The organism is Comamonas terrigena NBRC 13299 (genome assembly GCF_006740045.1).
GTDB classification, from domain to species: domain Bacteria; phylum Pseudomonadota; class Gammaproteobacteria; order Burkholderiales; family Burkholderiaceae_C; genus Comamonas; species Comamonas terrigena.
Genome location: NZ_AP019749.1, coordinates 4251762 through 4277102 on the forward strand (window position 1 = coordinate 4251762; position 25341 = coordinate 4277102).

Genomic DNA, 25341 nt, shown 5'->3' on the forward strand with positions numbered 1-25341 from the left:
GGGGTTCGCAGGCATGGCGCGGTGCCCACCCTGACTCCCCCATGCATCTCACCACGTCCCCCTCCCTGATTGCGGCAGCCTGCGCCCTGTGCTGTGCCGCTGCCTCCGCACAGACCCCGACCGCAGACGCGGTCATGGCCACCACCGAAGTGCGCTCTGCGGCCGGCAGCCCCAGCCTGCAGGCCCTGCCAACCTCCGCCACCGTGCTCGACGGCGAAGCCCTGCGCGACCGCCAGCTGCAGGTCAACCTGTCCGAAAGCCTGGCCAGTGTGCCCGGCCTGCAGATCAAGAACCGCCAGAACTACGCCCAGGATCTGCAGCTGTCCGTGCGCGGCTACGGTGCGCGCTCCACCTTCGGCCTGCGCGGCGTGCGCCTGTATGTGGACGGCATTCCCGCCACCATGCCAGACGGCCAGGGTTCGCTCTCGCACATCGACATTGCCAGCCTGGAGCGCGTGGAAGTGCTGCGCGGCCCGTACTCGGCGCTGTATGGCAACTCGGCCGGCGGCGTGGTCAGCATGTACACCGAAACCCCGACCGGCGCCCCCAGCGTGGAAGGCGGCTTCGCCGTGGGCAGCAACGGCCAGAAGCGCCTGTCGGCCAAGGCCAGCGGCCAGACGGCCCAGGGCCTGAGCTATGTGCTCAGCGCCAGCCGCTTTCTCACCGACGGCTACCGCGACCACAGCGCTGCCGACCGCAACATCGCCAATGCCAAGCTGAGCACCGCCATCGGTGACGATGCACAGCTGACCATCGTCGCCAACACCATGGAATCTGATGCGCAGGACCCGCAGGGCCTGACCTGGAAGCAATATCAAGCCAACCCGCGCCGGGCCTCTATGGACTCAGACAACGGCAATGCCCCTGTCGCCGAGAGCTTCGACACCCGCAAGTCGCTCAAGCAGACCCAAATGGGCGCCACTTATGAGCGCAAATTCAATGGCACCCACAGTGTGGCCTTGACTGCATACGCCGGGCACCGGTCTATGGAGCAGTACCAATCTATACCCTTGAAAAATAGCTCTGGCTATGCCATTCAAGAGAATGCAAAGCACGCGGGTGGTGTGATCGATATGTCCCGTGACTACGCCGGTGTCGATGCGCGTTGGACAGGAAAATTTAGCGATGCACCTATCCCCGTCACAGTGACAGCGGGCTTGGCCATGGACTACGTGCAAGAAGATCGCAAGGGCTATAAGAATTACACGGGCAATGTCAATGCGCCAACAGCCATTGGCGTAAAAGGCAATCTGAGCCGCGACGAAAAAAATACCATCACCAACATCGACCCCTATGTGCAAGCCACCTGGCAACTGGCTCCACGCTGGAGCTTGGACACCGGATTGCGCTACAGCCGAGTCAAGTTTGAGATTGATGACCGCTTCATCCGCCCCGGCAACCCCGATGACTCCGACAGCACCAGCCAGCACAAAGCCCTGCCGGTGGTGTCGCTGGCCCACCAACTGAGCACCAACCAGACGCTGTACGCCAGCGCGGGCCGAGGCTTTGAGACGCCAACCCTCGCCGAGATGTCCTACCGCAACGACGGCAGCGGCATGAATACCGCACTGCAGCCCAGCGTGAGCTCCCAGTACGAAGTGGGCTACCGCCAGCGCCTGACCGGAGACGTGCGAGGCAGTTGGAGCGCCGCCATCTTTCGCTCCAATACCAGCGACGAGATTGTGAGCGACCTGAGCGCGGGAGGCCGCACCACCTACCGCAATGCCGGCGATACCCGCCGCCAGGGCGTGGAACTGCAGGGCGACCTGCGCCTGACGCCACAGCTGCAGCTGCAGGCCGCCTACACTTACCTGGACGCCACGTTCCGCCAGGCATCGGGCACTGCCGCGGCCGGCAATTTCCTGCCCGGCCTGGCCAAGCAGCACCTGTGGCTGGGGCTGGATTACCGCATTACCCCCGAGTGGACGGTGGGCGTGTCCGCCGAGCACATGGGCAAGGTGTTCGTGAACGACGCCAACAGCGAAGCCGCCCCCAGCTACACCGTGGCCGCCGCCAGCGTGGGCTACCGCAAGGTCATGGGCCCCTGGACCCTGCGTGCCTTTGCCCGCGTGGACAACCTGTTTGACCGCCAGTACGTGGGCTCGGTTATCGTCAACGACGGCAACAGCCGCTACTACGAAGGCGCCCCCGGCCGCAACTGGAGCACCGGCATGAACCTGGCCTACAGCTTCTGAGCCTGGGCCACCGCCCAACCACAGCACATGGCCACAGTCCCGATCCCGGGGCTGTGGCTTTTTTCATGGCGCCCGTATTTACCGAGATGCCGGTCGGCACACCCGTTCCCAATAATCATTGGGATATTCAAGCAGGCATTATTTATTTTCTTAAACCAGAATAATTAACCACCCATTAAGCATGCAATTTTTCTGAGAATATCGCTGTGCCAATCGATTTATTCTCGCGCCGACTGCCGATAATCGGGTGCAATACACCTTCACTCTTCATAGCACGCCAAGCACAACCCTGTTGCATCCGCACTGAATCCGGCGCCTCCAGCGCGCCCTCCGCAGCCACCCACAGCACACCCTGCCACTAGCACGGCGAGGTGTTCATGCCCTGGGTGGCTGATTTTCATGGCACGTGGAAAATGCATTATTTGGCTGATGCACATCAACGCAGCAGCGCATGATTTTATTTTTATGACATGCAGTGAAGGCAATATCACCCCACCACCTTATCCCGTGTGGAGAAAATGGCATGAAAATCATCTACAAATATGGCCTTGTCCCCCTGGCCGCCGTGCTGGGCGTGTGCTGGCACCTGGCCACCGCCGCCGTGCAGGAGCACGCCCCGGCCCCTGCACCCCAGGTCATTGACGACCTGCCCGCCGATTACGCCGCCGACCTGACGGCCGAGCAGCGCACCCTGGTGGAGCGTGGCCGCTATGTGGCCCGTCTGGGCGACTGCGTGGCCTGCCACACCGGCAGCAAGACCGCCCCCATGGCCGGCGGCCTGGCGCTGGAGACGCCTTTCGGCAAGCTCTACTCCACCAACATCACGCCCGACAAGGCCACCGGCATGGGCGGCTACAGCTTTGCGCAGTTCGATCGTGCCATGCGCAAGGGCGTGGCGGCCGACGGCCGCAACCTCTACCCGGCCATGCCCTACCCCTCCTACGCCAAGATGACGGAGGACGACATGCAGGCCCTGTATGCCTACCTGATGCAGGGCGTGACGCCGGTGCAGGCGGTCAACCAGCCATCGGAGATGGGCTTCCCCTTCAACCAGCGCTGGGGCCTGTCACTGTGGAACTGGCTGTTCCTGGACGACACCCCCTTCCAGCCCCAGGCCGGCCAGAGCGCCGAATGGAACCGCGGCGCCTACCTGGTGCAGGGCCTGGGCCACTGCGGCGCCTGCCACACCCCGCGCGGCATCGCCTTCCAGGAAAAGACCATGACAAGCGAAGGCCCGAACGGCCCGCTGTTCCTGGCCGGTGAAACCGTGGAAGGCTGGCGCGCACTGAGCCTGCGCGACCTGTGGACGCCCCAGGAAACGGCCGAGCTGCTGAAGACCGGGCGCAACCGCCATGGCTCGGTCTCCGGCAACATGGTGGACGTGGTGCAGCACAGCACCCAGTACATGAGCGACGGCGATCTGCTGGCCATCGGCACCTACCTCAAGGCCCTGCCGGCCGGCAAGAACGACCTGCCCATGCAGGTGACCCAGGGCCCGGCGCCGGTGATCGCCATTCCCGCACGCAGCGTGGGCAGCACCGAGGCGCTGGCCACCACGGCCGCCGCGCACTACAACGTGCCGGCCGACCTGTACCGCACCCGCGGTGGCCTGGGCTATCTGCAGTTCTGCGCGGACTGCCACCGCTCGGACGGAGCAGGTGTGGACGGCATCTTCCCGCCGCTGGCCGGCAACCGCTCGCTGCAGTCAGACAACGCCAGCACGCTGATCCACATCATGCTGACCGGCTGGACCACCCCCGTGACCCAGGCCCACAGCCGCCCGCTGACCATGCCGGCCTTCGCCCAGCTGGGCAACCAGGAGATTGCCGACATCCTGAACTTCACCCGCCGCAACTGGGGCCGCAAGGATGCGCCCGAGGTCCAGGCCCGGGATGTGCAATCGCTGCGCAAGACGCTGGACGCCAAGGGCGAAAACAGCCGCCCCTTCGAAACCCCGCGCCTGGCCCGCATGCTGGACGAGAAGAATGCCGACCAGCTGGTCTATGGCGCGCGCCTGAACATCGAAACGCGGGACCTGCTGCCCAAGAACGTGGGCAATGCGCTGAACTGCGCCAGCTGCCACCTGAACGCAGGCACCGTGGCCGACGGCTCGCCCTACATCGGCATCTCGGCCTTCTTCCCCAGCTACGCGCCGCGCGCCGGCCGGGTGATCACGCTGGAAGACCGCATCAACGGCTGTTTCCTGCGTTCCATGAACGGCAAGCCGCTGCCGCTGGATTCGGACGAGATGAAGGCCATGGTCGCGCTGTTCGACTGGATGCGCAACGAGACCAAGCCCGAAGACAAGGTCGAAGGCCGGGGCGTGGGCAAGATCAGCCAGCAGATCATTCCGAATGCGGAAAACGGCAAGCAGATCTACACCCAGCAGTGCGCGCTGTGCCATGGCGCTGACGGCGAAGGCATCAAGAACGCCAAGGGCCAGTGGGTCTATCCGCCGCTGTGGGGCGATGAGTCCTTCAACATCGGCGCCGGTCTGGCCCGCACCTATACCGCCGCCGCCTTTGTGAAGCGCAACATGCCTATCGCCTTCCACGGTAACTTCCCGCTGGGCCAGGGCGGCCTCTCCGACCAGGACGCCGTGGACGTGGCCGAGTACTTCAGCCACCAGCCGCGCCCGGACTTTGCACCCAAGCTCAAGGACTGGCCCAACGGCAAGAAACCTGCCGATGCACGGTACTGATTAGCACATCGGACCCATCCGGTACCGCCCATGTCCGCATGGGCTTCCCGCCGCACAGCCTTCGGGCTGCTGCGGCTTTTTTGCGCCGCGGGCGACGCCATGTCTCACCGTGCAGCGTGGTATTCAGCCCCGCGGAGCTGACAACGCCTCAATGCTGCGGATACAGACGCCGGTACATCGGCGCCACCAGCAGCAGCACGGCAATCAGGCGGCACACCTGGAAGGCGGTCACCACCGGCACCCCCAGCTGCAGCACCTTGGCGGTGATGGCCATCTCGGCAATGCCGCCGGGGGAGGTGCCCAGCACCAGCGTGACCCAGGGCAGGCCCGTGGCCCAGTGCAGCAGCCAGGCAAAGCCGGCACACACCACCATCAGGCCCACCGTGCCCACGGCCACCGACCCCAGCCACTGTGGTGCCGCACGCAGGAATTCCCGCCGAAAGCGCACGCCCAGACTGACCCCGATCACCAACTGCGCCGCATTCACCCAACTGACCGGCAGCGCCGACAGCTGCACATCGGCCACCGTCAGCCCCACGGATACGCCCAGCGCCCCCAGGAACCAGGGGTTGGGCCGGCCGGTGCGCTGCATCAGCGCCACCCCGCACAGCGTCAATCCCGCCAGCAGCGCCAGTCCCAGGGGTTGCACGGTGCGGATGGCGGCCGGCATCAAGTCGGGCAGTGGCTGCGCCCCCAGCCACTGCAAGGCAAACGGAATGCTGACCGTGACGATCACCAGCCGCAGACTGTGGCTGGCGGCCACCAGGTCGGTGCGGGCATGTTCGCGTTCGGCCAGCAAGGTCATCTCGGACGCCGCGCCAATGGCCCCGGCAAAGTAGGCCGTGGCGCGCAGCTGCGGCGCCGGCACCTGGGGCATGCGGGCGGCATTGTGCCGGTACAGCCAGGCGCTGAAAGCCCAGCCCAGCAGCAGCGCCCAGACAATGCCCAGGCCGATGGCCCACCACAGGCTGCCCACCATGCGCGCCACCTGGGGCGTGAAGTACAGACCCAGCGCCGTGCCCATGGTCCACTGGCCCAGGTTGCGCAGCACGTTCCAGCTGACCGTGGGGGCGCCGGTCATGGAGCACAGGGCCGTGGCCAGCAGCGGCCCGATCATCCAGGGCAACGGGGTGTGCAGCGCCGTACACAGCAGTGCGGCGGCCCAGGCCAGGGCCAGGGTCAGCGCCGCGCGGGTCGCAAAATTCAGTCGGGGCATGGAAGGTAGGCGGGGCGAAAAGCAGCCCCGGCGCAGGGCGTGCATGCCCAGGCATGCAGCGCGCGGGGTGGCGAAAGCAACAAAGCGCCCAGTATCACCGGCTTGTGCGCTGCAGCAAATTTTCCGCCGGATTGCTCTCTAGCGCCTGCACCCTGGTTACAAACCGCTCTCAAAACCAAAGTACGCGGTCCCTGCCCTGTCGCATGTGCATCAGGGCGGACCCTGCATGGCGGGGCTCAGCCCCCGCGCCGCGCCGCCATTTCACGGCCCATGGCCTGCTGGCCCGCCGCGTCCACCAGCTGCCGGGCCGCGGGGTAGACCTGCCCTTCCTCGTGCCGGATGTGGTCGGCATACAGACCCGCAAAGCGCTGCAGCAGCGCCTGGTCCGCCGCCGAAAAAGCCTGTTGCCCCCCACCGGCCAGGGCCTGCAGCGGCACGCGGGCCTGGGCCCAGCAGGCGGCCATGGCCACATGGTCGCGCTGCAGCTGGCGCACCACGGCCTGGGTGCCGGCGTCGGTACCGGGCTGCAGCAAGGGCGGGAAGATGTGCAGCTCCTCGTCCTCATGGTGCAGGGGCGCGGCCACATCGAAATAGCGCAGTACGTCGCGCGCGGCCTGGCGGGCGCTGTCGTCCACGCCCTGTTCGGCCAGGTAGGTCTGCAGGCGCTGCAGCAGATCCAGGGTGCGCTGCACCCGCTCATGGCAGGCGCCCAGCATCTCGAACGGCTGGTCAAAGCCCGCACCGGGGGAGCGCAGGCCGGGCAGGGCCACACGGCTGGTCATGGTTTCATCCTTCGGGGCGGTTGCAATCCGCCGCTGTCCGCCATGGTGCACAAAAAAACGGCGGCTGCATTGATGCAAGCCGCCGTTCGTGTCGACAAGCCCACTGCATGCAGGGGCTTCACCGCGGGTCTGGGCTTAGCCGCAGCTGCCCAGGTGACCGCAGGAGGTGCAGTACTCGCAGCCATCCTTGCGGATCATGGCATGGGCACCGCATTCGGGGCACTTCTTGCCGGCCATCAGCTGGGCGCCGGCCTTGTCACTGTGCTGCTCGTGCACGCTGGGGGTCACGGCTTCCTGCGCATCGGTCAGCGCCAGTTGCAGCTGCTCGGGCGAGCGGGCGCGCTCGGCCAGGATCTGCTGGATGGCGTAGGCGATGGCCGCCACTTCCGAGTCGTGCCACATGGGCACGCGGGCACCGTCGGGGCGCTCGAACGTGCCCAGACGCACCGGGCCGCGATCCCAGACCACCTTGCGCATGTCTTCCAGCGCACGCTCCAGGAAACCGCCGCGTGCAGCCAGCGACAGCAGGCGCATGCTGGAGGTGATCCACTGCTGCGATTCGCCGTTCTGGCCCACGGGCATGAAGAACTCGATGGCACGGTCCACAGTACCGCCTTCGGGGCGTTCCACGGGCAGGAAAGAGACGATCAGGTACAGGCGCTTCTGGCCTTCCTGGGTCCAGTACTCGATCTTGTCAGTCACGGCCGACAGCGAACCCTTGGGACGGCTTTCGATCACCGTGCGCATGGGGTCGACCACGGCCTGCACTTCTTCCTTGGCGGGAGCGGCAGCCGGCTTGGCTTCCTCCTTGGGCTTGGTGGTTTCCAGCACCGCACCCAGGATGGAGTTGGGACGGTAGGTGGCACAGCCCTTGAGGCCGGCTTTCCAGGCGCCCAGGTACAGGTTCTTGAAGTCCTCGAAGGGGTAGTCTTCGGGGATGTTCACGGTCTTGGAGATCGAGGTGTCGATGAAGGGCTGCACCACCTGCATCATGGCGATGTGGTCGGCCGCGCTCATCTCCAGGGCCGAGACGAAGTACTCGGGCAGCTGGTTCACGTCACCGCCCATGGCCTTGTACAGGCGCCAGGCGTGGTCTTCCACCGTGTACTCGCTGGTGGAGCCGTCGGCCTCGCGCTTGCGGCGGGTGTAGGTCCAGGAGAACGGCGGCTCGATACCGTTGGAGGCATTGTCGGCAAAGGCCAGCGACACCGTGCCCGTGGGCGCGATGGACAGCAGGTGGCTGTTGCGGATGCCGTGCTTCTTGATGGCATCCTGCAGGGCCTTGGGCAGGCGGCTGGCGAACGTGCCGGCCTTCAGATAGCCCTTGGCGTCGAACTTGGGGAACGCGCCCTTTTCCTTGGCCAGCTCCACCGAAGCGGCGTAGGCGGCGTTGCGCATCACTTCGGTGATGCGGGCGCCCATGTCGCGGCCTTCGGGGCTGTCATAGCGCAGCTTCAGCATGCACAGGGTGTTGCCCATGCCGGTGAAGCCCACGCCGATGCGGCGCTTGGCCATGGCTTCGTCGCGCTGCTGGGGCAGCGGCCAGAAGGTGGCATCCAGCACGTTGTCCAGCATGCGCACTTCCGTCGCCACCACTTCTTCAAAGGCGGCGAAGTCGAACTCGGCCGTGCCGTGGATGCCGAAGGGGTTCTTGACGAAGCGCGTCAGGATGATGGGGCCCAGATCGCAGCAGCCGTAGGACGGCAGGGGCTGCTCGCCACAGGGATTGGTGGCATTGATGGTTTCGCAATACGACAGGTTGTTGTCGGTATTGATGTTGTCGATGAACAGGATGCCGGGTTCGGCGAAGTCGTAGGCCGACTTCATGATGCTGTCCCACATGGCGCGGGCCTTGACGGTCTTGTAGACCCACTGGCCGTCGGCACGCTGGTGGGCGCCCTTGGCGATCAGGCCGGCACCGGGCTTGGCGCCATGCACCAGTTCCCAGTCGGCGTCCTGTTCGACGGCCTGCATGAAGCCGCCGGTCACGCCCACGGACACGTTGAAGTTGTTCCAGCGGCCCGGGGTGCGCTTGGCCGTGATGAATTCCTGCACATCGGGGTGGTCGATGCGCAGCACGCCCATCTGGGCTCCACGGCGGGCACCGGCCGACTCCACGGTGGAGCAGGACTGGTCGAACACATTGATGTAGCTGCAGGGGCCGGAAGCCATGGAGGCCGTGCCCTTCACCTCGGCACCACGGGGGCGGATGCGCGAGAAGTCATAGCCCACACCACCGCCGCGGCGCATGGTTTCGGCCGCTTCGCGCAGCGCTTCGTAGATGCCGGGGAAGCCTTCGTCGTCCACACCCTGGATGCAATCGCCCACGGGCTGCACGAAGCAGTTGATCAGCGTGGCCTGGATGTTGGTGCCCGCGGCACTCATGATGCGGCCGGCGCCGATGCCGCCGGCACGCAGGTTCTGCAGGAAACGGGCTTCCTGCGCGGCGCGCTGGTCTTCGTTCTCGACCGAGGCCAGCGAACGGGCCACACGGCGGAACAGGTCTTCCATGCCGGATTCACCGGCCTTGAGGTACTTTTCCTTCAGCACGTCCAGGCTGATGGGTTGTTCCGTCAAACCGTTTTGTGCAGCCACGTTCATGTCTTCGCGCTTCATTGTTTTCCACACCCTTTAGGGGATCTGCAAGCCGGGGGGCCGCAGCCATTGCCAATCCAAAATAACCGTCAAATTCTGTCCATCATGCCCCAAGTTTTGGGCTCCTACATCTGCGAATCCATACAGGGCGCAGGGGCCGTTTCCGGTCGCCACGTACCATTTTTGCAACGCAGCGGCGCAGCCTGCTCACAGCGGAGCACGCGGGGCAAACAAGGGGGAATGAACGAGAAAAAGCCCTGCATCCGGCCTGCTGAAGGCAGCAGGGGGCAAGGCTTGAAATGAAGACGCTATTGTGCCGCTGTTTGACCTGCCGCGGGCCAGTGCCCCGGCATGTCCCGTGGAATGCGCGCGCATGTCGGCCGTCACATACGCGCGCCTCTTTTTCTGGTATTTACAGGCTGTCGGTGCCGGGATCATCGGCCGTCAGCGCCACCGGCTGGACGGCATGGCCGACCATCCGCGCCGTGCCCCCGCTGCCCGCCAGCAGCGCCGCAAACTCGGCCGCAGGCAAGGGTTTGCTGCACAGATAGCCCTGGAAGGCATCGCAGCCGTTGCTGCGCAGAAAGTCCAGCTGCTGCACGGTTTCCACCCCTTCGGCCAGCACCTGCAGGTCCAGGCTGCGGCCCATGGCGATGATGGCCCGGCTGATGGCCATGTCGTCGCCGTTGTGCGGGATGTCACGGATGAAACCCTGGTCGATCTTGAGCACATCGATGGGAAAGCGCTTGAGGTGGGCCAGCGACGAGTAACCGGTGCCGAAGTCATCGATCGCCAGGCGCACGCCCAGCTCGCGCAGCTTGCGCAGCACGGCCAGGGCTTCGTCCGGCCGCTCGGCCAGCGCGCTTTCGGTGATCTCCAGCTCCAGCGCCTGGGCGCTGTAGCCCGAGCTTTGCAGGGCCCGGGCGGTGCAGCCGGCCACATCGGTCAGCAGGAACTGGTGCGGCGACACGTTCACCGCCACCGACACCTCCGGCAGGCCCTGCATGCGCCAGGCCTGCGCCTGGCGGCAGGCTTCGTGGATCACCCACTCGCCCAGCGGACCGATCAGGCCCGAGCTTTCCGCCACCGGAATGAAGCGCGCCGGGGAGATGAAGCCTTCCTGCGGATCGTTCCAGCGCAGCAGGGCTTCGGCGCCCACGATGCGGCCGCTGGCAATGTCCACCTGCGGCTGGTAGTACAGCTGCATCTGCCCCAGGCCCATGGCAAGGCGCAGCTTGGCTTCCAGCGCAATACGCTCGCGCGCGGAAGCGGTCATGCCTTCGTCGTAGAAGCACCAGGCACTGCTTTCGCCCCGCCCTTCCTTGGCGCCGTACACGGCGGCATGCGCCCCCTGAAGCAGGGAGGCCGTGGTGTCGGCATGTTCGGGGAACATGCAGATGCCGGCGCTGACGCTGACCACCACCGCAAAGCCGTCCGGGGAATGCCAGGGCTGAGCGGCGGCCCGGATCAGGCGCTCGGCAATTTCCTCCGCGTCGCCATGGCCATGCAGCTCGCGGGCCAGCACGATGATTTCATCGCCCGCCATGCGGCCGATCATGTCGCCGGGGCGCAGTGCGCCCTGCACCTGGCGGGCAATGTGCTTGAGCACTTCGTCCCCCACCAGATGGCCGTAGCTGTCATTCACATCCTTGAAACGATCCAGGTTCAGCAGCAGCACCGCCATCTGCTCGCTGCCCTGGCGGGCCTGCTGCACTGCACGCTCCAGTTCCTGGCCGAACCAGGAGCGGTTGGACAGGCCGGTCAGCGGGTCCTTGTGGGCCAGGAACTCCAGCCGCTGCTGCTGTGCCTTCTCCTCGGAGATGTCGGTGAACATGCAGACATAGTGGGTGACGGCGCCCTGGGCATCGTATACGGCGCTCAGCGACATGCGCTCCGGGAAGATGTCGCCGTTCTTGCGGCGGTTCCAGATCTCGCCCCGCCAGTGGCCCGTCTGGTTGAGCGCCTGCCACATGCCCTGGTAGAACGCCTGGCCGTGGCGCCCGGACTTGAACGCGCGCGGCGTCCGTCCCAGCAGCTCTTGCTCCGTATAGCCCAGCAGGCGGGTGAACGCGGGGTTCACCGACAGGATGAGGCTTTGCGAGTCCGTCACCACCACGCCTTCCATGGTGTTGTCCACCACGGTGGCGGCCAGGCGCAGCCGATCCTGCTCCCGGCGGTGTTCGGTCTGGTCGGTGAAGATGCCGGAGAACCGCAGCACCCGGCCCTGGGCATCCAGGTGGCGTGTGCCGCGCGCCTGGAACCAGCGGTATTCGCCATCGAAGCAGCGCACCCGCGCCGTCACTTCGAACAGGGCGCCGGTCTGCAGCGCCTGGGCCACGGCACGGTGCACCTGTTCGCGGTCCTCCGGGTGCAGCAGTTCCTTGAAGCGCACGTCATGCGCCAGGTCCTTGCCGGTGTAGCGCAGCATGGCCGCGACCCCGTCGGAGAAGGTGTAGCGGCGGCGTTCCATGTCCCAGTCCCACATGCCGCTGCCGCTGCCGTCCAGCGCCAGCCGCAACTGCTGGGTGCTGTAGTCCATGGCCTGGCGGGCGGCCTCGATCTCGCTCAGGTCCTGCAGCACATGCACCAGCATGGGCGTACCGTGGTTGTTGCGCACCACGGCCACCGTGCACAGCACCGTGGCACTGCGGCCGTTTTCGGCGTTGCGCACCGTGCGCTGGTTCTGGTAGTGGTCGATCTCGCCGTTCAGCAGGCGGCGCATCTGTTCCTGCGCTTCACCTTCATCGCGGGACGGCGCCAGCGCACGGAAGTCCCGCAGTGCCAGCTCCTGCAGTGTCAGGCCCAGCATGCGGCACAGCCGGCCGTTGGCCCACTGCACATGGCCGGTTCCAGGCTCCACGCGGGCAATGCCGACCGGCGCATGGCGCACGATGTGGAAAAACTCCTGCATGGTGGCCACGCGAGCGGCTTCGGCGCGCATCATGCGCCGCACCTGCCAGGCGGCCAGCAAACCGGTGATGAAGACAAAGATATAGGTCTTCCAGCGCAGCAGCCCCGGCAAAGCCACCGGGTCGTCCACCCAATGCGGAGCCAGCACCTCGGCAGCCCCAAACCAGAGCAGGCCGAATGCCACATAAAAAGCCATGGCCCGCCACGGGGCCAATTGCGGGACAGAGCCCTCTTGCTGCATGTATTACCTCAATCCCTGGCTTGCCCCAGCTTGCTGCGACAATTGCAGGGCTATGACCCAAGCCTATATTCTTACTCTCTCGTGCCCTGACCGCCGCGGCCTGGTGCATGCTGTCTCCGGCTTTCTGCTGGAACAGGGCGCCAACATCGAAGAGGCTGCCCAGTACAACGACAACGCCACCGGGCTGTTTTTCATGCGCGTGCAATTCGCATGCGACAGCCAGGACATGCAGACGCTGAAGGCCGCCACCGCCGAAATGGCCGAGCCCTTCCAGATGCAATGGAGCCTGCACGCCCGCTCTGAAGCCATGAAAACCGTGATCATGGTCAGCAAGGAAGGCCACTGCCTGAACGACCTGCTGTTCCGCTGGAAGTCCGGCCTGCTGCCCGTGGACATCCGCGCCATCATCAGCAACCACCGCGAGTTCTACCAACTTGCAGCCAGTTACAACATTCCCTTCCACTACATCCCCGTGACCGCGGCCACCAAAGCCCAGGCCGAAGCACGCCAGATGGAAATTATCGAGGCGGAAGGCGCAGAACTGGTGGTGCTGGCACGATACATGCAAGTCCTGTCGGATAATTTGTGTCAAAAGTTGTCTGGCCGTGCTATCAACATCCACCACAGCTTCCTGCCCAGCTTCAAGGGAGCCAAGCCCTACTACCAGGCCCATGACCGGGGCGTGAAGCTGATCGGAGCCACCGCTCACTACGTGACGGCGCACCTGGATGAAGGCCCCATCATCGAGCAGGACGTGGCCCGTGCCGACCACACCGACACCGTGGAAGACCTGACCGCCCGCGGCCGCGACACCGAAAGCCAGGTGCTGGCCCGTGCCGTGAAGTGGCACAGCGAACACCGCGTGATCCTCAACGGCACCAAGACCGTCGTTTTCCGCTGACACCCGGCCCATGGTCTCGCCCGCCTCGAAACCGCCGCAGCTGCCGGTGACCACGCCGCCGCAGGCCTTCTTCAACAGCAGTGCGGCGCGGCGGATTCCGCCCATCCAGTGCCTGCTGACCTTCGAGGCCCTGGCGCGCCTGCGCAGCGTGACCCAGACGGCCGAGGAGCTGTGCGTCACGCCCAGTGCCGTCAGCCACCGCGTCAAGCAGCTGGAGCAGACCCTGGGCACCCGCCTGTTCGGGCGGGCCGACTTTTCCCTGACCACCGATGGCAGCGCCTACCTGGCCCAGGTGCGCGAAGGCCTGGGCGCGCTGCAGCGCTTTCCCGGCGCCAGCATGCCCACGGGGCGGCGGCGGCTCAAGCTGGCTGTCACGCCCACGTTTGCACGCTGCATCCTGATTCCCCGGCTGAGCCAGTTCACCGCGGCCTACCCCGAGATCGACCTGACCTTGCAGGTGGCCATCCCGCTGCTGGACGTGGTGGCCGAAGACGCCGATCTGATGGTGCGCTACGGTCCCGGCCACTACGCTGACGTGGAGCACATGGAAATCGCCCGCGATGTGCTGACCCCGCTGGCCTCGCCCGCCTTCGTGCGCGATTACGGCCCCTTCGACACCCCGGCCGACCTGGAAAACGTGCCCCTGCTCCGCAGCCCGCTGGAGCCCTGGCGCACCTGGCTGGACGCCGCTGGCCTGGCCTGGCCCGAACCCTCCGAAGGCTCTCAGTTCAACGACATCGGCCTGCTGTGCGACGCTGCGGCGGCCGGCATGGGCGTGGCACCGGTACGGCTCAAGCTGGGCGCCCCCTGGCTGGACAACGGCGCGCTGGTGCGCCTCTTCGATCTGGAAGTGCCCAGTCCCCATGCCCACTACCTGTGCTGGCGCACCGGCACCATGGACCGCTGGGAATGTGCGGCCTTTGCCGAATGGGTCAGCAAGGCCATCTGAAAAGCTGCGCCACGCGGTGAAGCCGGCCTGCGGCCAGGCAGGCGCGGGGCACCGCCCTAGCGTGCTGCCGGCACGGACGCCCCCGCAAAAACAGTCGTCCTTGCCGCTCCGCACCATTTCACACGGGGCTGCAAGAAAACTCACGCACGGGCGGGCCGCCTTCCTCTACAGTGGCAGGCTATGAGCTTAGCCAGCCCCACCCACACCCCGAGCGCGTCCGAGCGCGCCGCCCGCCAGGCCGAAGTGGTCGCCGCCCTGCGCGCCCATGTGCCCGAGCATGCCCTGCTCTACCAGAGCGAAGACACCACTCCCTACGAGTGCGACGGCCTGACCGCCTACCGCCAGCGTCCGCTGGTGGTCTGCCTGCCCGAGACCTATGCCCAGGTCCAGGCCGTGCTCAAGGCCTGCCACGCCGTGCAGGTGCCCGTGGTGGCACGCGGTGCGGGCACGGGACTGTCCGGCGGCGCCATGCCTCATGCCATGGGCGTGACCCTGTCGCTGGCCAAGTTCAACAAGATTCTGAAGGTGGACGCTTTCAGCCGTACGGCCCTGGTGCAGTGCGGCGTGCGCAACCTGGCCATCAGCGAGGCGGCCGCGCCCTTCAACCTGTACTACGCCCCCGATCCCAGCAGCCAGATCGCCTGCACCATCGGCGGCAATGTGGCCGAGAACTCCGGCGGCGTGCACTGCCTGAAATACGGACTGACCGTGCACAACGTGCTGAAGGTCAAGGGCTTCACCATCGAAGGCGAGCCGGTCGAGTTCGGCTCCGACGCGCTGGACGCCCCCGGCTACGACCTGCTGGCCGCCATGATCGGCAGCGAAGGCATGCTGGCCGTGGTGACGGAAGTGACCGTCAAGCTGGTGCCCAAGCCACAGCTGGCGCGCTGCATCATGGCCAGCTTCGACGATGTGCGCAAAGCCGGCGACGCCGTGGCCGCCGTGATTGCGGCGGGCATCATCCCGGCCGGTCTGGAGATGATGGACAAGCCCATGACGGCCGCCGTGGAAGACTTCGTCAAGGCCGGCTACGACCTGACGGCCGAAGCCATTCTGCTGTGCGAATCCGACGGCACGCCCGAAGAGGTGGAAGAGGAAATCGGCCGCATGAGCGCCGTGCTGCGCAATGCCGGCGCCACCGCCATCACCGTGAGCAACAGCGAAGAGGAGCGCATGCGCTTCTGGAGCGGCCGCAAGAACGCCTTCCCGGCATCGGGCCGCATCAGCCCCGACTACATGTGCATGGACTCCACCATTCCGCGCAAGCGCCTGGCCGACATCCTGCTGTCGATCCAGGAGATGGAGAAGAAGTACCAGCTGCGTTGCGCCAACGTGTTCCACGCCGGCGACGGCAATCTGCACCCGCTGATTCTGTTCGATGCGAACGATCCGGACGAGCTGCACCGCTGCGAGCTGTTTGGTGCCGACATTCTGGAAACCAGCGTGGCCATGGGCGGCACGGTGACGGGCGAGCATGGCGTGGGCCTGGAAAAGCTCAACAGCATGTGCACCCAGTTCACCACCGAGGAGAACCTGCAGATGTTTGCGCTGAAAGCCGCGTTCGATCCGGCCGGTCTGCTGAATCCCGGCAAGGTGATTCCCACCCACAACCGCTGCGCCGAATACGGCAAGATGCTGGTGCGTGGCGGGCAGATCAGCCACCCCGATCTGCCCCGATTCTGACGGCTGCCAGCCGCCTTGGGGCGCCCATGGCCTCATGGCCGCAGCGGGGGCCTTGGCGCAGCAGCCAGCCGCCCGCCCGGCCTGACATCCGGGTACAAAGCGTGGCCCGCGCCCCTGCGCCGAAGGCATCACCGCCAGGCACACCTGGCATAGGTTGCGCCAGCGCAGGCAAACTCTTTCGGGCCTGGTGCAAGATGGCGCTCAACCGCCTGCCGCCACCGGTGTGATCACCGGCTGCGGCGATTCCACCTGCGCACGCACCATGCCCACCGCACCACGCCGCCAACGCCTGCCGACCGCTGTCCGCATTCAGCAGATCCTGGACGCCGCCCTTGCCGAGTTCTCGCGCCAGGGCTACACCGCGGCCCGCATGGAGGACATCGCCCAGGCGGCCCAGCTGTCCAAGGGCGGGCTGTACGCCCATTTCCCCAGCAAGGAGGCCCTGCTGCAGACCCTGCTGGAACGGCTGCTGGAACGCCCCCTGGTGGAACAGCAGGACTGGTGGCCCGATCATGTGCAGACCCTGGAGCAGCTGGTGAATGCCTTCGTGGACCACACGCTGCAACGCCTGGCCGAGCCCACCACCCTGCCCGTGCTGCGCCTGCTGCTGGCCGAAAGCCCGCGCCTGCCACCTGCCATGCGGGACTGGCACCAGCGCATGCTGCAGCTGCATGCCCAGACCCACACACGCCTGATGCAGCGCGCCATCGACCAGGGCCTGCTGCCCGCCCACCCGGCACCGCTGGACTGCAGCCTGCTGCTGGTACCGTTGCTGCACAGCGTGTTCATGATTTTGGCCAGCGGCCAGCCGCTGACGCCCTCCCAGCTGGACGCGCTGCGCCCCCAGCACCAGGCCCTGCTGCTGCGCCTGCTGCGTCCCTGACCGCACTGCACACGAACCCTCCATGCAGCACGCGATCGATGTGTCGCTAAAAACCGACCAGTCGGTAGCGCGCTTGACTTAACTCAAGGCAGGCCCGAGGCTTGGCAATGACACTGTCAAGTAACAAGGGCCATGGTCCCGTGGCCCATGTGCCGGTCTTGAACTGGCCATACCGAGTGCCTTGCCATGCAACCACCTGTATTTACGCCCCTCTTGGGTCGCCCCACCTGGGTCGCTGCCGTGCTGTGCACCGCCTTGCTCAGTGGCTGTGCCCCGGGTGCCCGGCCACTGGCCCAGCCCGACACGGCCCTGCCCGGCCAGTGGCCCACAGACAGTCCTGTCGGCAGCACCGCCGCTGCAGATGCCGTCCTGCCGGACTGGCGCGCCATGGTGCAGGATCCCACGCTGGCCCAGCTGCTGGAACAGAGCCTGGCCCACAACCACGATCTGCGTCTGGCCTTGCTGCGCGTGGAAGAGGCCCGTGCCGCCCATGGCATCCAGCGGGCCGACCGTTTTCCCACGCTGGCGGTGGGCAGCAGCCACGCCCGCGCCCGCGTGCCGGGTGACCTGAATGTCAGCGGCCGCCCGGTCACCGGCAGCGACCACGAGGTGTTCGTGGGCCTCAACAGTTGGGAGCTGGACCTGTGGGGCCGCGTGCGCAGCCTGGACGAAGCCGCCCTGCAGCAGTACCTGGCCACTGCCGCAGGCGCCCGGGCCACCCAGCTCAGCCTGCTGGGCCAGGTGGCGCGCAGCTACCTGGCGCTGCGCGAGCTGGACGAACGCCTGCGCCTGGCGCGCAGCACCGTCGAGAGCCGGGCAGAAACGCTGCGCATCTTCACCCGCCGCTATGAAGTGGGCAGCATCTCCAAGTACGCGCTGACCCAGGTGCAAAGCCTGCACAACCAGGCGCTGTCGCTGGCCGTCTCGCTGGAACAGGAACGTGCCCAGATCGCCCACAGCCTCGCGCAGCTGACGGGCCAGCCCACGGCCCAGCTGGCCGAACTGCCGGCCTTGCCTGCAGGGGCCTCCGTGTTCCGCGCCGTGCCGGTGGGCCTGCCCTCGGCCCTGCTGCAGGCCCGGCCGGACATCGTCGCGGCCGAGTACCAGCTGCAAGCAGCCCACGCCCAGGTGGCCGCCGCACGCGCCGCGTTCTTTCCGCGCATTGCACTGACCGGCAGCTTTGGTACGGCCAGCGCCCAGCTCGACGGGCTGTTCGGCTCCGGCAGCCAGGCCTGGACCTTTGCCCCCAGCATCTCGCTGCCGATCTTCGATGGCGGCCGCCGCAGCGCCAACCTGGACCTGGCGGCCGTGCGCCAGCACAGTGCCGTGGCCAGCTACGAGCGCAGCGTGCAGACCGCTTTCCGCGAAGTCTCCGATGCACTGTCCGCCCGCCACCACCTGGCCCGCCAGACCCAGGTGCAGCGCGACAACCTGCAGGTGCTGCAGGAACGCGCCCGCCTGGCCCAGCTGCGCTACGACAACGGCGCCTCGCCCTATCTGGATGTGCTGGATGCCCAGCGCGACCTGCTCACCGCCGCCCAGCAGGCGGTGCAGGCCCATTACGCGCTGCAGACCGCCCAGGTCAGCCTGTACACGGCCCTGGGTGGCGCACCGGCCCCCGTGAACCCCTAACCAAAGTCCACCGCCATGTCCCTGTCCCCCCGTACCCAGAAATCCCTGACCCTGGTGGCCGTGGCCGCCGCACTGGTGCTGGCCGGCGGCTACGCCTGGAAGCAATGGCAGGCCAGCCATGCCGATGCCGGCCTGGCCAGCGGTAACGGCCGCATCGAGGCCACCGAGATCGACGTGGCCACCAAGCTCGGCGGCCGGGTCGAAGAGATCCTGGTCACCGAAGGTGCGTTCGTGAAGGCCGGCGAACTGCTGGCACGCATGCAGATCCACACCCTGCAGGCCCAGCGCGCCGAAGCCGTGGCCGGCAAGGACCGTGCCGTGCACACCGTGGCCGCCGCCAAGGCCCAGGTGGCGCTGCGCGAAAGCGACCACGCCGCTGCACTGGCCATGGTGAGCCAGCGTGAAGCCGAGCTGGACGCGGCCCGCCGCCGCCTGGCCCGGTCCGAAACCCTGGCCACGGAAGGCGCCAGCGCCGTGCAGGAGCTGGACGATGACCGTGCCCGCGTGCGCGGCGCCGAAGCCGCACTCAAGGCCACCCAGGCCCAGGCCGCCGCCGCCAAGGCCGCCATCGAGGCGGCCCGTGCCGACGTCACCGGCTCGGACTCTGCCGTCAAGGCCGCGGCCGCCACCGTGCAGCGCGTCGATGCCGAACTGGACGACAGCCAGCTCACCGCACCGCGCGATGCACGCGTGCAGTTCCGTCTGGCCCAGCCCGGCGAGGTGCTGGGTGCCGGCGGCAAGGTGCTGAACCTGGTGGACCTGTCGGACGTCTACATGGGCTTTTTCCTGCCCGAAACCGTGGCCGGCCGCGTGGCGCTGGGCTCGGAGGTGCGCATCGTGCTGGACGCCGCGCCGCAATGGGTAATTCCTGCCACCGTGAGCTTTGTGGCCAGCACGGCCCAGTTCACCCCCAAGACCGTGGAAACCGCCAGCGAGCGCCAGAAACTGATGTTCCGCGTCAGGGCCCAGATCGACCCCGAGCTGCTGCAGAAACACCTCAAGCAGGTCAAGACCGGCCTGCCCGGCCAGGCCTGGGTGCTGGCTGAACCCGGCGCCCAGTGGCCCGCCCACCTGCAGGTGAAGCTGCCGGAGTAAGCGCGCATGGCCATCTCCCTCTCCGCCCCGCCTGCGGCCCGGCTGCAGGATGTGCACCTGCGCTATGGCGCCACCGAGGCGCTGCGCGGCATCACGCTGGACATTCCCGCGGGCGGCATGGTGGGCCTGATCGGCCCGGACGGCGTGGGCAAGTCCAGTCTGCTGTCGTTGCTGTCCGGCGCCCGCGCGGTGCAGCAGGGCGAAGTCTGGGCGCTGGGCGGCGACATGCGCAGCAAGGCGCACCGCGACCGCGTCTGCCCCCGCATCGCCTACATGCCCCAGGGCCTGGGCAAGAACCTGTACCCCACGCTGTCGGTGGAAGAGAACCTGCAGTTCTTCGGTCGCCTGTTCGGCCACGATGCGGCCGAGCGCCGCGCCCGCATCGACGATCTGACGCAGAGCACCGGCCTGAAGAAATTCCTGCAGCGTCCGGCCGGCAAGCTCTCGGGCGGCATGAAGCAGAAGCTGGGGCTGTGCTGTGCACTGATCCACGATCCGGACCTGCTGATCCTGGACGAGCCCACCACCGGCGTCGACCCGCTGGCCCGCGCCCAGTTCTGGGATCTGATCCAGCGCATCCGCACCACCCGCCCGCAGATGAGCGTGCTGGTGGCCACGGCCTATATGGACGAGGCCCAGCGCTTTGACTGGCTGGTGGCCATGGACGACGGCCTGGTGCTGGACACCGGCACACCGGCCGAGCTGCTGGCACGCACCGCCACGCAGTCGCTGGAGGCGGCATTCATTGCCCTGCTGCCCGAAGCCAAGAAGCGCGGCCACGCCGAAGTGGTGATTCCCCCGCTGCCCGCCGGCACCGGCGGCGCGGAAGACATCGCCATCGAGGCCCAGGACCTGACCATGCGCTTCGGCGATTTTGTCGCCGTGGACCATGTGAACTTCCGCATCCGCCGGGGCGAGATCTTTGGTTTTCTCGGCTCCAACGGCTGCGGCAAGTCCACCACCATGAAGATGCTGACCGGCCTGATGCCGGCCAGCGAAGGCCAGGCCTGGCTGTTCGGCAAGGCCGTGAATCCCAACGACATCGCCACGCGCAAGCGCGTGGGCTACATGTCGCAGGCGTTTTCGCTCTACGGCGAGCTGACGGTGGAACAGAACCTGGTGCTGCACGCCCGGCTGTTCCACGTACCCGAAGCCGATGTGCCGGCACGCGTGCAGGAGATGCTGGAGCGTTTCGGCCTGACCGGAGAGCGCCAGGACCTGCCCGACAAGCTGCCCCTGGGCCTGCGCCAGCGCCTGTCGCTGGCCGTGGCCATGGTGCACCGGCCCGAACTGCTGATCCTGGACGAGCCCACCTCGGGCGTGGACCCGGTGGCGCGCGACCAGTTCTGGCGCCTGCTGGTGGAGCTGTCGCGCCGCGACCGCGTGACCATCTTCATCTCCACCCACTTCATGAACGAGGCCGCACGCTGCGACCGCATGTCGATGATGCACGCCGGCAAGGTGCTGGACAGCGACACGCCCGCCGCGCTCACCGCCAAGCGCGGCGCAGCCACCCTGGAAGAGGCCTTCATCGGCTATCTGGTCGAAGCCTCGGGCGAGGCGGCGCCGCAGCTCGATGCCCCCAAGGACGCCGCCCCCTCGACGGCCGCCCCTGCCGCCACGGCGCCGGATGCCGGCAAGGCCCCTGCCCGCTTCAGCCTGCAGCGCCTGTGGAGCTATCTGTGGCGCGAATCGCTGGAGCTGCAGCGCGACCCGGTGCGCGCCACGCTGGCCCTGGTCGGGTCGCTGGTGCTGATGGTGGTGATCGGCTTTGGCATCAGCATGGATGTGGAGGACCTGAAATTCGCCGTGCTGGACCGCGACCAGAGCACGCTGAGCCAGAGCTACACGCAAAGCCTGTCGGGTTCGCGCTACTTCATCGAACAGCCTCCGCTGACCTCCTACGAGGACCTGGACCAGCGCATGCGCAGCGGGGCGATCGCGCTGGCCATCGAGATCCCGCCGGGCTTTGGCCGCGACGTGCTGCGCGGCAGCCCGGTGGCCGTGGGCGCCTGGTTCGACGGCGCCATGCCCCAGCGTGGCGAGACCGTCAAAGGCTATGTGCAGGGCATGCACCAGCACTGGCTGGTCCAGCAGGTGCGCGAGCGCACGGGGGTCAGCATAGGCAGCCAGGTTTCCATCGAAACGCGCTTTCGCTACAACCCGGACGTGAAGAGCCTGCCGGCCATGGTGCCGGCCGTGATTCCCATGCTGCTGCTGATGTTCCCCGCCATGCTCACGGCCCTGGCCGTGGTGCGTGAAAAAGAGCTGGGCTCCATCGTCAACCTGTACGTGACGCCCGTGACCCGCACGGAATTCCTGCTGGGCAAACAGCTGCCCTATGTGGCCCTGGCGCTGCTGAACTACCTGCTGATGTGCGCCATGGCCGTGTTCGCCTTTGGCGTGCCCATGACCGGCAGCTTTGTGGCGCTGACGCTGGCCGCCGTGCTGTTTGCCATCATCGCCACCGGCATGGGGCTGCTGGCCTCGGCCGTCACGCGCAGCCAGATCGCCGCCCTGTTCTTCGCCATGCTGGGCACCCTGATTCCGGCCACACAGTTTTCGGGCCTGACCGACCCGGTCAGCTCGCTGGAAGGCGCGGGCCGCTGGATTGGCGAGATCTACCCCGCCACCCACATGTTCGCCATCAGCCGGGGCGTGTTCAGCAAGGCCCTGGGCCTGCACGACCTGGGCAGCGCCTATGTGCCGCTGCTGCTGGCCATCCCCGTGATCATGGGCATTGCCATCTGGGCACTGCCCAAGCAGGAAAAATGATGGAACACCGCCCTGCGTCGCTGCCCGCCTTCTCCCCACGCGCTCGCTGCGCGATGGCGGGGCGACGGCCACCTCGCGGCGGAGCGGCGCCGGCGCGCTGCCGTTGGTACAAGGGTGCCGGGCATGCGACCAGGGCCACCATCCCAGGCATCCCGCCTGCGGGCCCGCCGCCCCGCACGAACCACCCAACCATGCAGGGGGAGCCATGCCATGCTGCATAGCCTGAAGAACATCTGGCGCCTGGGCGTCAAGGAACTGTGGAGCCTGTGGCGCGACCCGGTGATGCTGGTGCTCATCGTCTACACCTTCACCGCCTCGGTCTACACCTCCGCCTCGGCCATGCCCGAGACCTTGCACCACGCGCCCATCGCCATCGTGGACCAGGACCAGTCGCCGCTGTCGGCCCGCATCAGTTCGGCCTTCTATCCGCCGCAGTTCATGCCGCCGCAGATGCTGGAATGGCAGCAGGTCGACCCCGGCATGGATGCCGGCCGCTTCACCTTTGCCCTGACCATTCCCCCCGGGTTCCAGCGCGACGTGCTGGCCGGCAAGAAGGCCGAGCTGCAGCTGAATGTGGACGCCACCCGCATGAGCCAGGCGTTTTCGGGCAGCGGCTACATCCAGCAGATCGTCACAGCCGAAATCACTGAATTCACCCAGCGCCACCGCTCGGCCAGCGCGCTGCCGGTGGACCTGGAGCTGCGTGCGCGCTTCAACCCATCGCTGAACAAGGTCTGGTTCGGCGGGCTGATGCAGATCATCAACAACGTGACCATGCTGTCCATCATCCTGACCGGCGCGGCCCTGATCCGCGAGCGCGAGCACGGCACCATCGAACACCTGCTGGTGATGCCCGTCACCCCCACCGAGATCATGCTGGCCAAGGTCTGGTCCATGGGGGCGGTGGTGCTGGTGGCGGCCGGGGTGTCGCTCAATCTGGTGGTGCGCGGCTTTTTGCAGGTGCCGATCGAAGGCAGCATTCCGCTGTTCATGGCCGGCGCGGCGCTGTGCCTGTTTGCCACCACGGCCATGGGCATCTTCATGGCCACGGTGGCGCGTTCCATGCCCCAGTTCGGCCTGCTGATGGTGCTGACCCTGCTGCCGCTGCAGCTGCTGTCCGGCGGCATGACCCCACGTGAATCCATGCCCCAGCTGGTGCAGGACATCATGCTGCTGGCGCCCACCACGCACTTTGTGGAGCTGGGCCAGGCCATCCTCTACCGCGGCGCGGGCCTGGACGTGGTGTGGAAGCCGTTTGCCGCACTGGCCGTGATCGGCGCTGCCCTGTTCGCCCTGTCCCTCGCGCGTTTTCGAAAGACCATCAGCCAGATGGCCTGACCCGCTAGGCCGCCTTAGGGCGCCTTGCCGGAGCGCATCAGGTGCAGCGCCAGCGCATGGTAGGCCGGCAGCGAGGTGGCGTCGTTGGCCGCATTGCCGGCCACCGGGTGTGATGCAAACCGCGCAATCACCATCTCGGCCTGGGGATCGATGTAGAGGGTCTGGCCGTGCACGCCGCGCGCGGCAAAGGCACCGTGGGCGTTGTGCGTCACCCACCACATGTTCCGGTACGACCAGCCGGGCAGCTGGCGGTAGCCGGCCTGCGCAAAATCGGCCGGATTGCCGCCGCGGCGGATGTCGGCCACCGCAGCGGCCGGCAGAATGCGCCGGCCCTGGAACACCCCGCCATTGCGCAGCATCTCTCCGAACCGTGCCATGTCGCGCAGGCCCAGGTTCAGGCCGCCGCCGGCAAAAGGCGTACCGGTGGCATCCACCGTCATATAGGCATCCTGCTCGGTGCCCAGCCGGCTCCATATGCGGTCGGACAGCAGCTCGGCCACCGACTGCCCGGACACCCGCGCCAGCACCCAGCCCAGGGCATCGGTATTGGCCGTGCGGTAGCCAAAGGCCGCGCCATGCGTGCCCAGCGGCTGCACCGTCTGCAGAAACTCGTAATAGCTGCGCGGGCCGTTGTAGTCCGCCGGCTTGGGCAGCGGGTTGCCTGCGGCCGCATGGGCCCAGACTTCGGCCTTGGGATCGGCATAGTCTTCGCTGAAGCGGATGCCGGTGGTCATGTCCATCACCTGGCGCACGGTGGCGCTGCCGAAGGCGGAAGCCGCCAGCTCCGGCACATAGTCGGCCACGCGGCGTGCCGGGTCCAGCCGGCCTTCGGCCACCAGCATGGCGGCCAGCGTGCCCACGAACGACTTGGTCACCGACATGGCCGCATGCTGGCCCTGGGGCTGCAGCGCGCCGAAGTAGCGCTCGTACACCACGCGGCCGCGGTGCAGCACCACGATCCCGTCGGTGTAATTGGCGGCCAGCGACTGCTCCCAGCTCATGGGCTGGTCGGACCTCAGGGGCAGGAACTGCAGCGCATCAATATCACGGCGCAACGCACGCGGCAGCGCCACAGGGGCTCCCAGCCCGCGCGACACACTCACCGTGGGCATCAGCTGGCGAAAATGGGCCACGCTCCAGCGCAGTGCCGGAAAGCGGAAGTACGAACCATCGTCAAAACGCAGCACGCGGTCGGCAGGCGGCGGCGACCCCACCATCCACCCCATGCGGACCGGGTCACTGGCCGCGGCATCGGGGTAGGCGGTCTGGACCTGGGCCTGCACCCCGGCCGATGCCAGAAGCAGCCATGCACAGGCGACGGAGGAAACACGGTGTGGCAATGTCATGGCAGCAGGCTTTCAGAATACGGTGCCCCACAGCACCTCCCTGCATGCTGCCAGAACCTGCCGTCTACCGCCCCGGCAACACCCTTCGGCTCCGCACCC

Annotated in this window: 15 protein-coding genes; 10 read left to right on the forward strand and 5 right to left on the reverse strand. The window is 67.0% G+C overall.

All coding sequences use genetic code 11. The annotated features are described in order from the left end of the window. The first annotated feature begins 41 nt into the window (after positions 1 to 41). The gene (locus CT3_RS19240) at positions 42 to 2195 is read left to right on the forward strand and encodes a TonB-dependent receptor (protein WP_066541220.1); all 2154 of its coding nucleotides are present in this window, start codon (positions 42 to 44) and stop codon (positions 2193 to 2195) included. A gap of 523 nt (positions 2196 to 2718) precedes the next feature. Beyond that, positions 2719 to 4896, forward strand: a complete 2178-nt coding sequence (locus tag CT3_RS19245) for a c-type cytochrome (protein WP_066541221.1) — start codon at positions 2719 to 2721, stop codon at positions 4894 to 4896. 148 nt (positions 4897 to 5044) lie between these two features. On the opposite strand, the gene CT3_RS19250 is transcribed toward CT3_RS19245, so the two are convergent. From CT3_RS19250 to CT3_RS19265, 4 genes are all read right to left on the reverse strand, one after another. Beyond that, the gene (locus CT3_RS19250; protein WP_066541222.1) at positions 5045 to 6112 is read right to left on the reverse strand and encodes an AbrB family transcriptional regulator; all 1068 of its coding nucleotides are present in this window, start codon (positions 6110 to 6112) and stop codon (positions 5045 to 5047) included. Between the two features lie 236 nt (positions 6113 to 6348). Next, the gene (locus CT3_RS19255) at positions 6349 to 6894 is read right to left on the reverse strand and encodes a hemerythrin domain-containing protein (RefSeq protein ID WP_066541224.1); all 546 of its coding nucleotides are present in this window, start codon (positions 6892 to 6894) and stop codon (positions 6349 to 6351) included. A gap of 135 nt (positions 6895 to 7029) precedes the next feature. Further along, positions 7030 to 9510 carry an adenosylcobalamin-dependent ribonucleoside-diphosphate reductase gene (locus tag CT3_RS19260; RefSeq protein ID WP_066541226.1) on the reverse strand — a complete coding sequence of 827 codons (2481 nt, stop codon included), beginning with the start codon at positions 9508 to 9510 and terminating at the stop codon, positions 7030 to 7032. Between the two features lie 391 nt (positions 9511 to 9901). Beyond that, complete coding sequence (locus tag CT3_RS19265) at positions 9902 to 12595, reverse strand: sensor domain-containing protein (RefSeq protein WP_098065957.1); 2694 nt, start codon at positions 12593 to 12595, stop codon at positions 9902 to 9904. A 97-nt stretch (positions 12596 to 12692) separates the two neighbouring features. On the opposite strand from CT3_RS19265, the gene purU reads away from it, so the two are divergent. The 8 genes from purU to CT3_RS19305 all read left to right on the forward strand — a co-directional run bounded on the left by purU (position 12693) and on the right by CT3_RS19305 (position 23896). Beyond that, positions 12693 to 13541, forward strand: coding sequence for a formyltetrahydrofolate deformylase (gene purU, locus CT3_RS19270; protein WP_066541228.1), 849 nt, complete (start codon positions 12693 to 12695; stop codon positions 13539 to 13541). 10 nt (positions 13542 to 13551) lie between these two features. Next, on the forward strand, positions 13552 to 14490 hold the full coding sequence (locus CT3_RS19275; RefSeq protein WP_083520620.1) for a LysR substrate-binding domain-containing protein: 939 nt from the start codon (positions 13552 to 13554) through the stop codon (positions 14488 to 14490). Between the two features lie 180 nt (positions 14491 to 14670). Further along, complete coding sequence (locus tag CT3_RS19280) at positions 14671 to 16173, forward strand: FAD-linked oxidase C-terminal domain-containing protein (protein WP_066541230.1); 1503 nt, start codon at positions 14671 to 14673, stop codon at positions 16171 to 16173. Between the two features lie 262 nt (positions 16174 to 16435). Further along, positions 16436 to 17056 (forward strand): TetR/AcrR family transcriptional regulator, encoded by a 621-nt coding sequence (locus tag CT3_RS19285; protein ID WP_098066292.1) that lies wholly within the window; start codon positions 16436 to 16438, stop codon positions 17054 to 17056. A 186-nt stretch (positions 17057 to 17242) separates the two neighbouring features. Beyond that, a complete protein-coding gene (locus CT3_RS19290) occupies positions 17243 to 18688 on the forward strand; it encodes an efflux transporter outer membrane subunit (RefSeq protein WP_066541233.1) in 1446 nt (481 codons plus the stop codon). 15 nt (positions 18689 to 18703) lie between these two features. Then, positions 18704 to 19783 carry an HlyD family secretion protein gene (locus CT3_RS19295; protein ID WP_066541235.1) on the forward strand — a complete coding sequence of 360 codons (1080 nt, stop codon included), beginning with the start codon at positions 18704 to 18706 and terminating at the stop codon, positions 19781 to 19783. A 12-nt stretch (positions 19784 to 19795) separates the two neighbouring features. Next, positions 19796 to 22558, forward strand: coding sequence for a ribosome-associated ATPase/putative transporter RbbA (rbbA, locus tag CT3_RS19300; protein WP_428042595.1), 2763 nt, complete (start codon positions 19796 to 19798; stop codon positions 22556 to 22558). Between the two features lie 210 nt (positions 22559 to 22768). Further along, entirely contained in the window at positions 22769 to 23896 is a 1128-nt protein-coding gene (locus CT3_RS19305) for an ABC transporter permease (RefSeq protein WP_066541237.1), read from the forward strand. Between the two features lie 14 nt (positions 23897 to 23910). On the opposite strand, the gene CT3_RS19310 is transcribed toward CT3_RS19305, so the two are convergent. Next, positions 23911 to 25242, reverse strand: coding sequence for a serine hydrolase domain-containing protein (locus CT3_RS19310; protein ID WP_066541238.1), 1332 nt, complete (start codon positions 25240 to 25242; stop codon positions 23911 to 23913). Positions 25243 to 25341 lie beyond the last annotated feature (99 nt).

Bases quoted from the DNA above. Each gene is read 5' to 3' on its own strand.
- CT3_RS19240 (WP_066541220.1), top strand. From the start codon at position 42: ATGCATCTCACCACGTCCCCCTCCCTGATTGCGGCAGCCTGCGCCCTG.
- CT3_RS19245 (WP_066541221.1), top strand. From the start codon at position 2,719: ATGAAAATCATCTACAAATATGGCCTTGTCCCCCTGGCCGCCGTGCTG.
- CT3_RS19250 (WP_066541222.1), bottom strand. From the start codon at position 6,112: ATGCCCCGACTGAATTTTGCGACCCGCGCGGCGCTGACCCTGGCCCTG.
- CT3_RS19255 (WP_066541224.1), bottom strand. From the start codon at position 6,894: ATGACCAGCCGTGTGGCCCTGCCCGGCCTGCGCTCCCCCGGTGCGGGC.
- CT3_RS19260 (WP_066541226.1), bottom strand. From the start codon at position 9,510: ATGAAGCGCGAAGACATGAACGTGGCTGCACAAAACGGTTTGACGGAA.
- CT3_RS19265 (WP_098065957.1), bottom strand. From the start codon at position 12,595: ATGGCTTTTTATGTGGCATTCGGCCTGCTCTGGTTTGGGGCTGCCGAG.
- purU (WP_066541228.1), top strand. From the start codon at position 12,693: ATGACCCAAGCCTATATTCTTACTCTCTCGTGCCCTGACCGCCGCGGC.
- CT3_RS19275 (WP_083520620.1), top strand. From the start codon at position 13,552: ATGGTCTCGCCCGCCTCGAAACCGCCGCAGCTGCCGGTGACCACGCCG.
- CT3_RS19280 (WP_066541230.1), top strand. From the start codon at position 14,671: ATGAGCTTAGCCAGCCCCACCCACACCCCGAGCGCGTCCGAGCGCGCC.
- CT3_RS19285 (WP_098066292.1), top strand. From the start codon at position 16,436: ATGCCCACCGCACCACGCCGCCAACGCCTGCCGACCGCTGTCCGCATT.
- CT3_RS19290 (WP_066541233.1), top strand. From the start codon at position 17,243: ATGCAACCACCTGTATTTACGCCCCTCTTGGGTCGCCCCACCTGGGTC.
- CT3_RS19295 (WP_066541235.1), top strand. From the start codon at position 18,704: ATGTCCCTGTCCCCCCGTACCCAGAAATCCCTGACCCTGGTGGCCGTG.
- CT3_RS19305 (WP_066541237.1), top strand. From the start codon at position 22,769: ATGCTGCATAGCCTGAAGAACATCTGGCGCCTGGGCGTCAAGGAACTG.
- CT3_RS19310 (WP_066541238.1), bottom strand. From the start codon at position 25,242: ATGACATTGCCACACCGTGTTTCCTCCGTCGCCTGTGCATGGCTGCTT.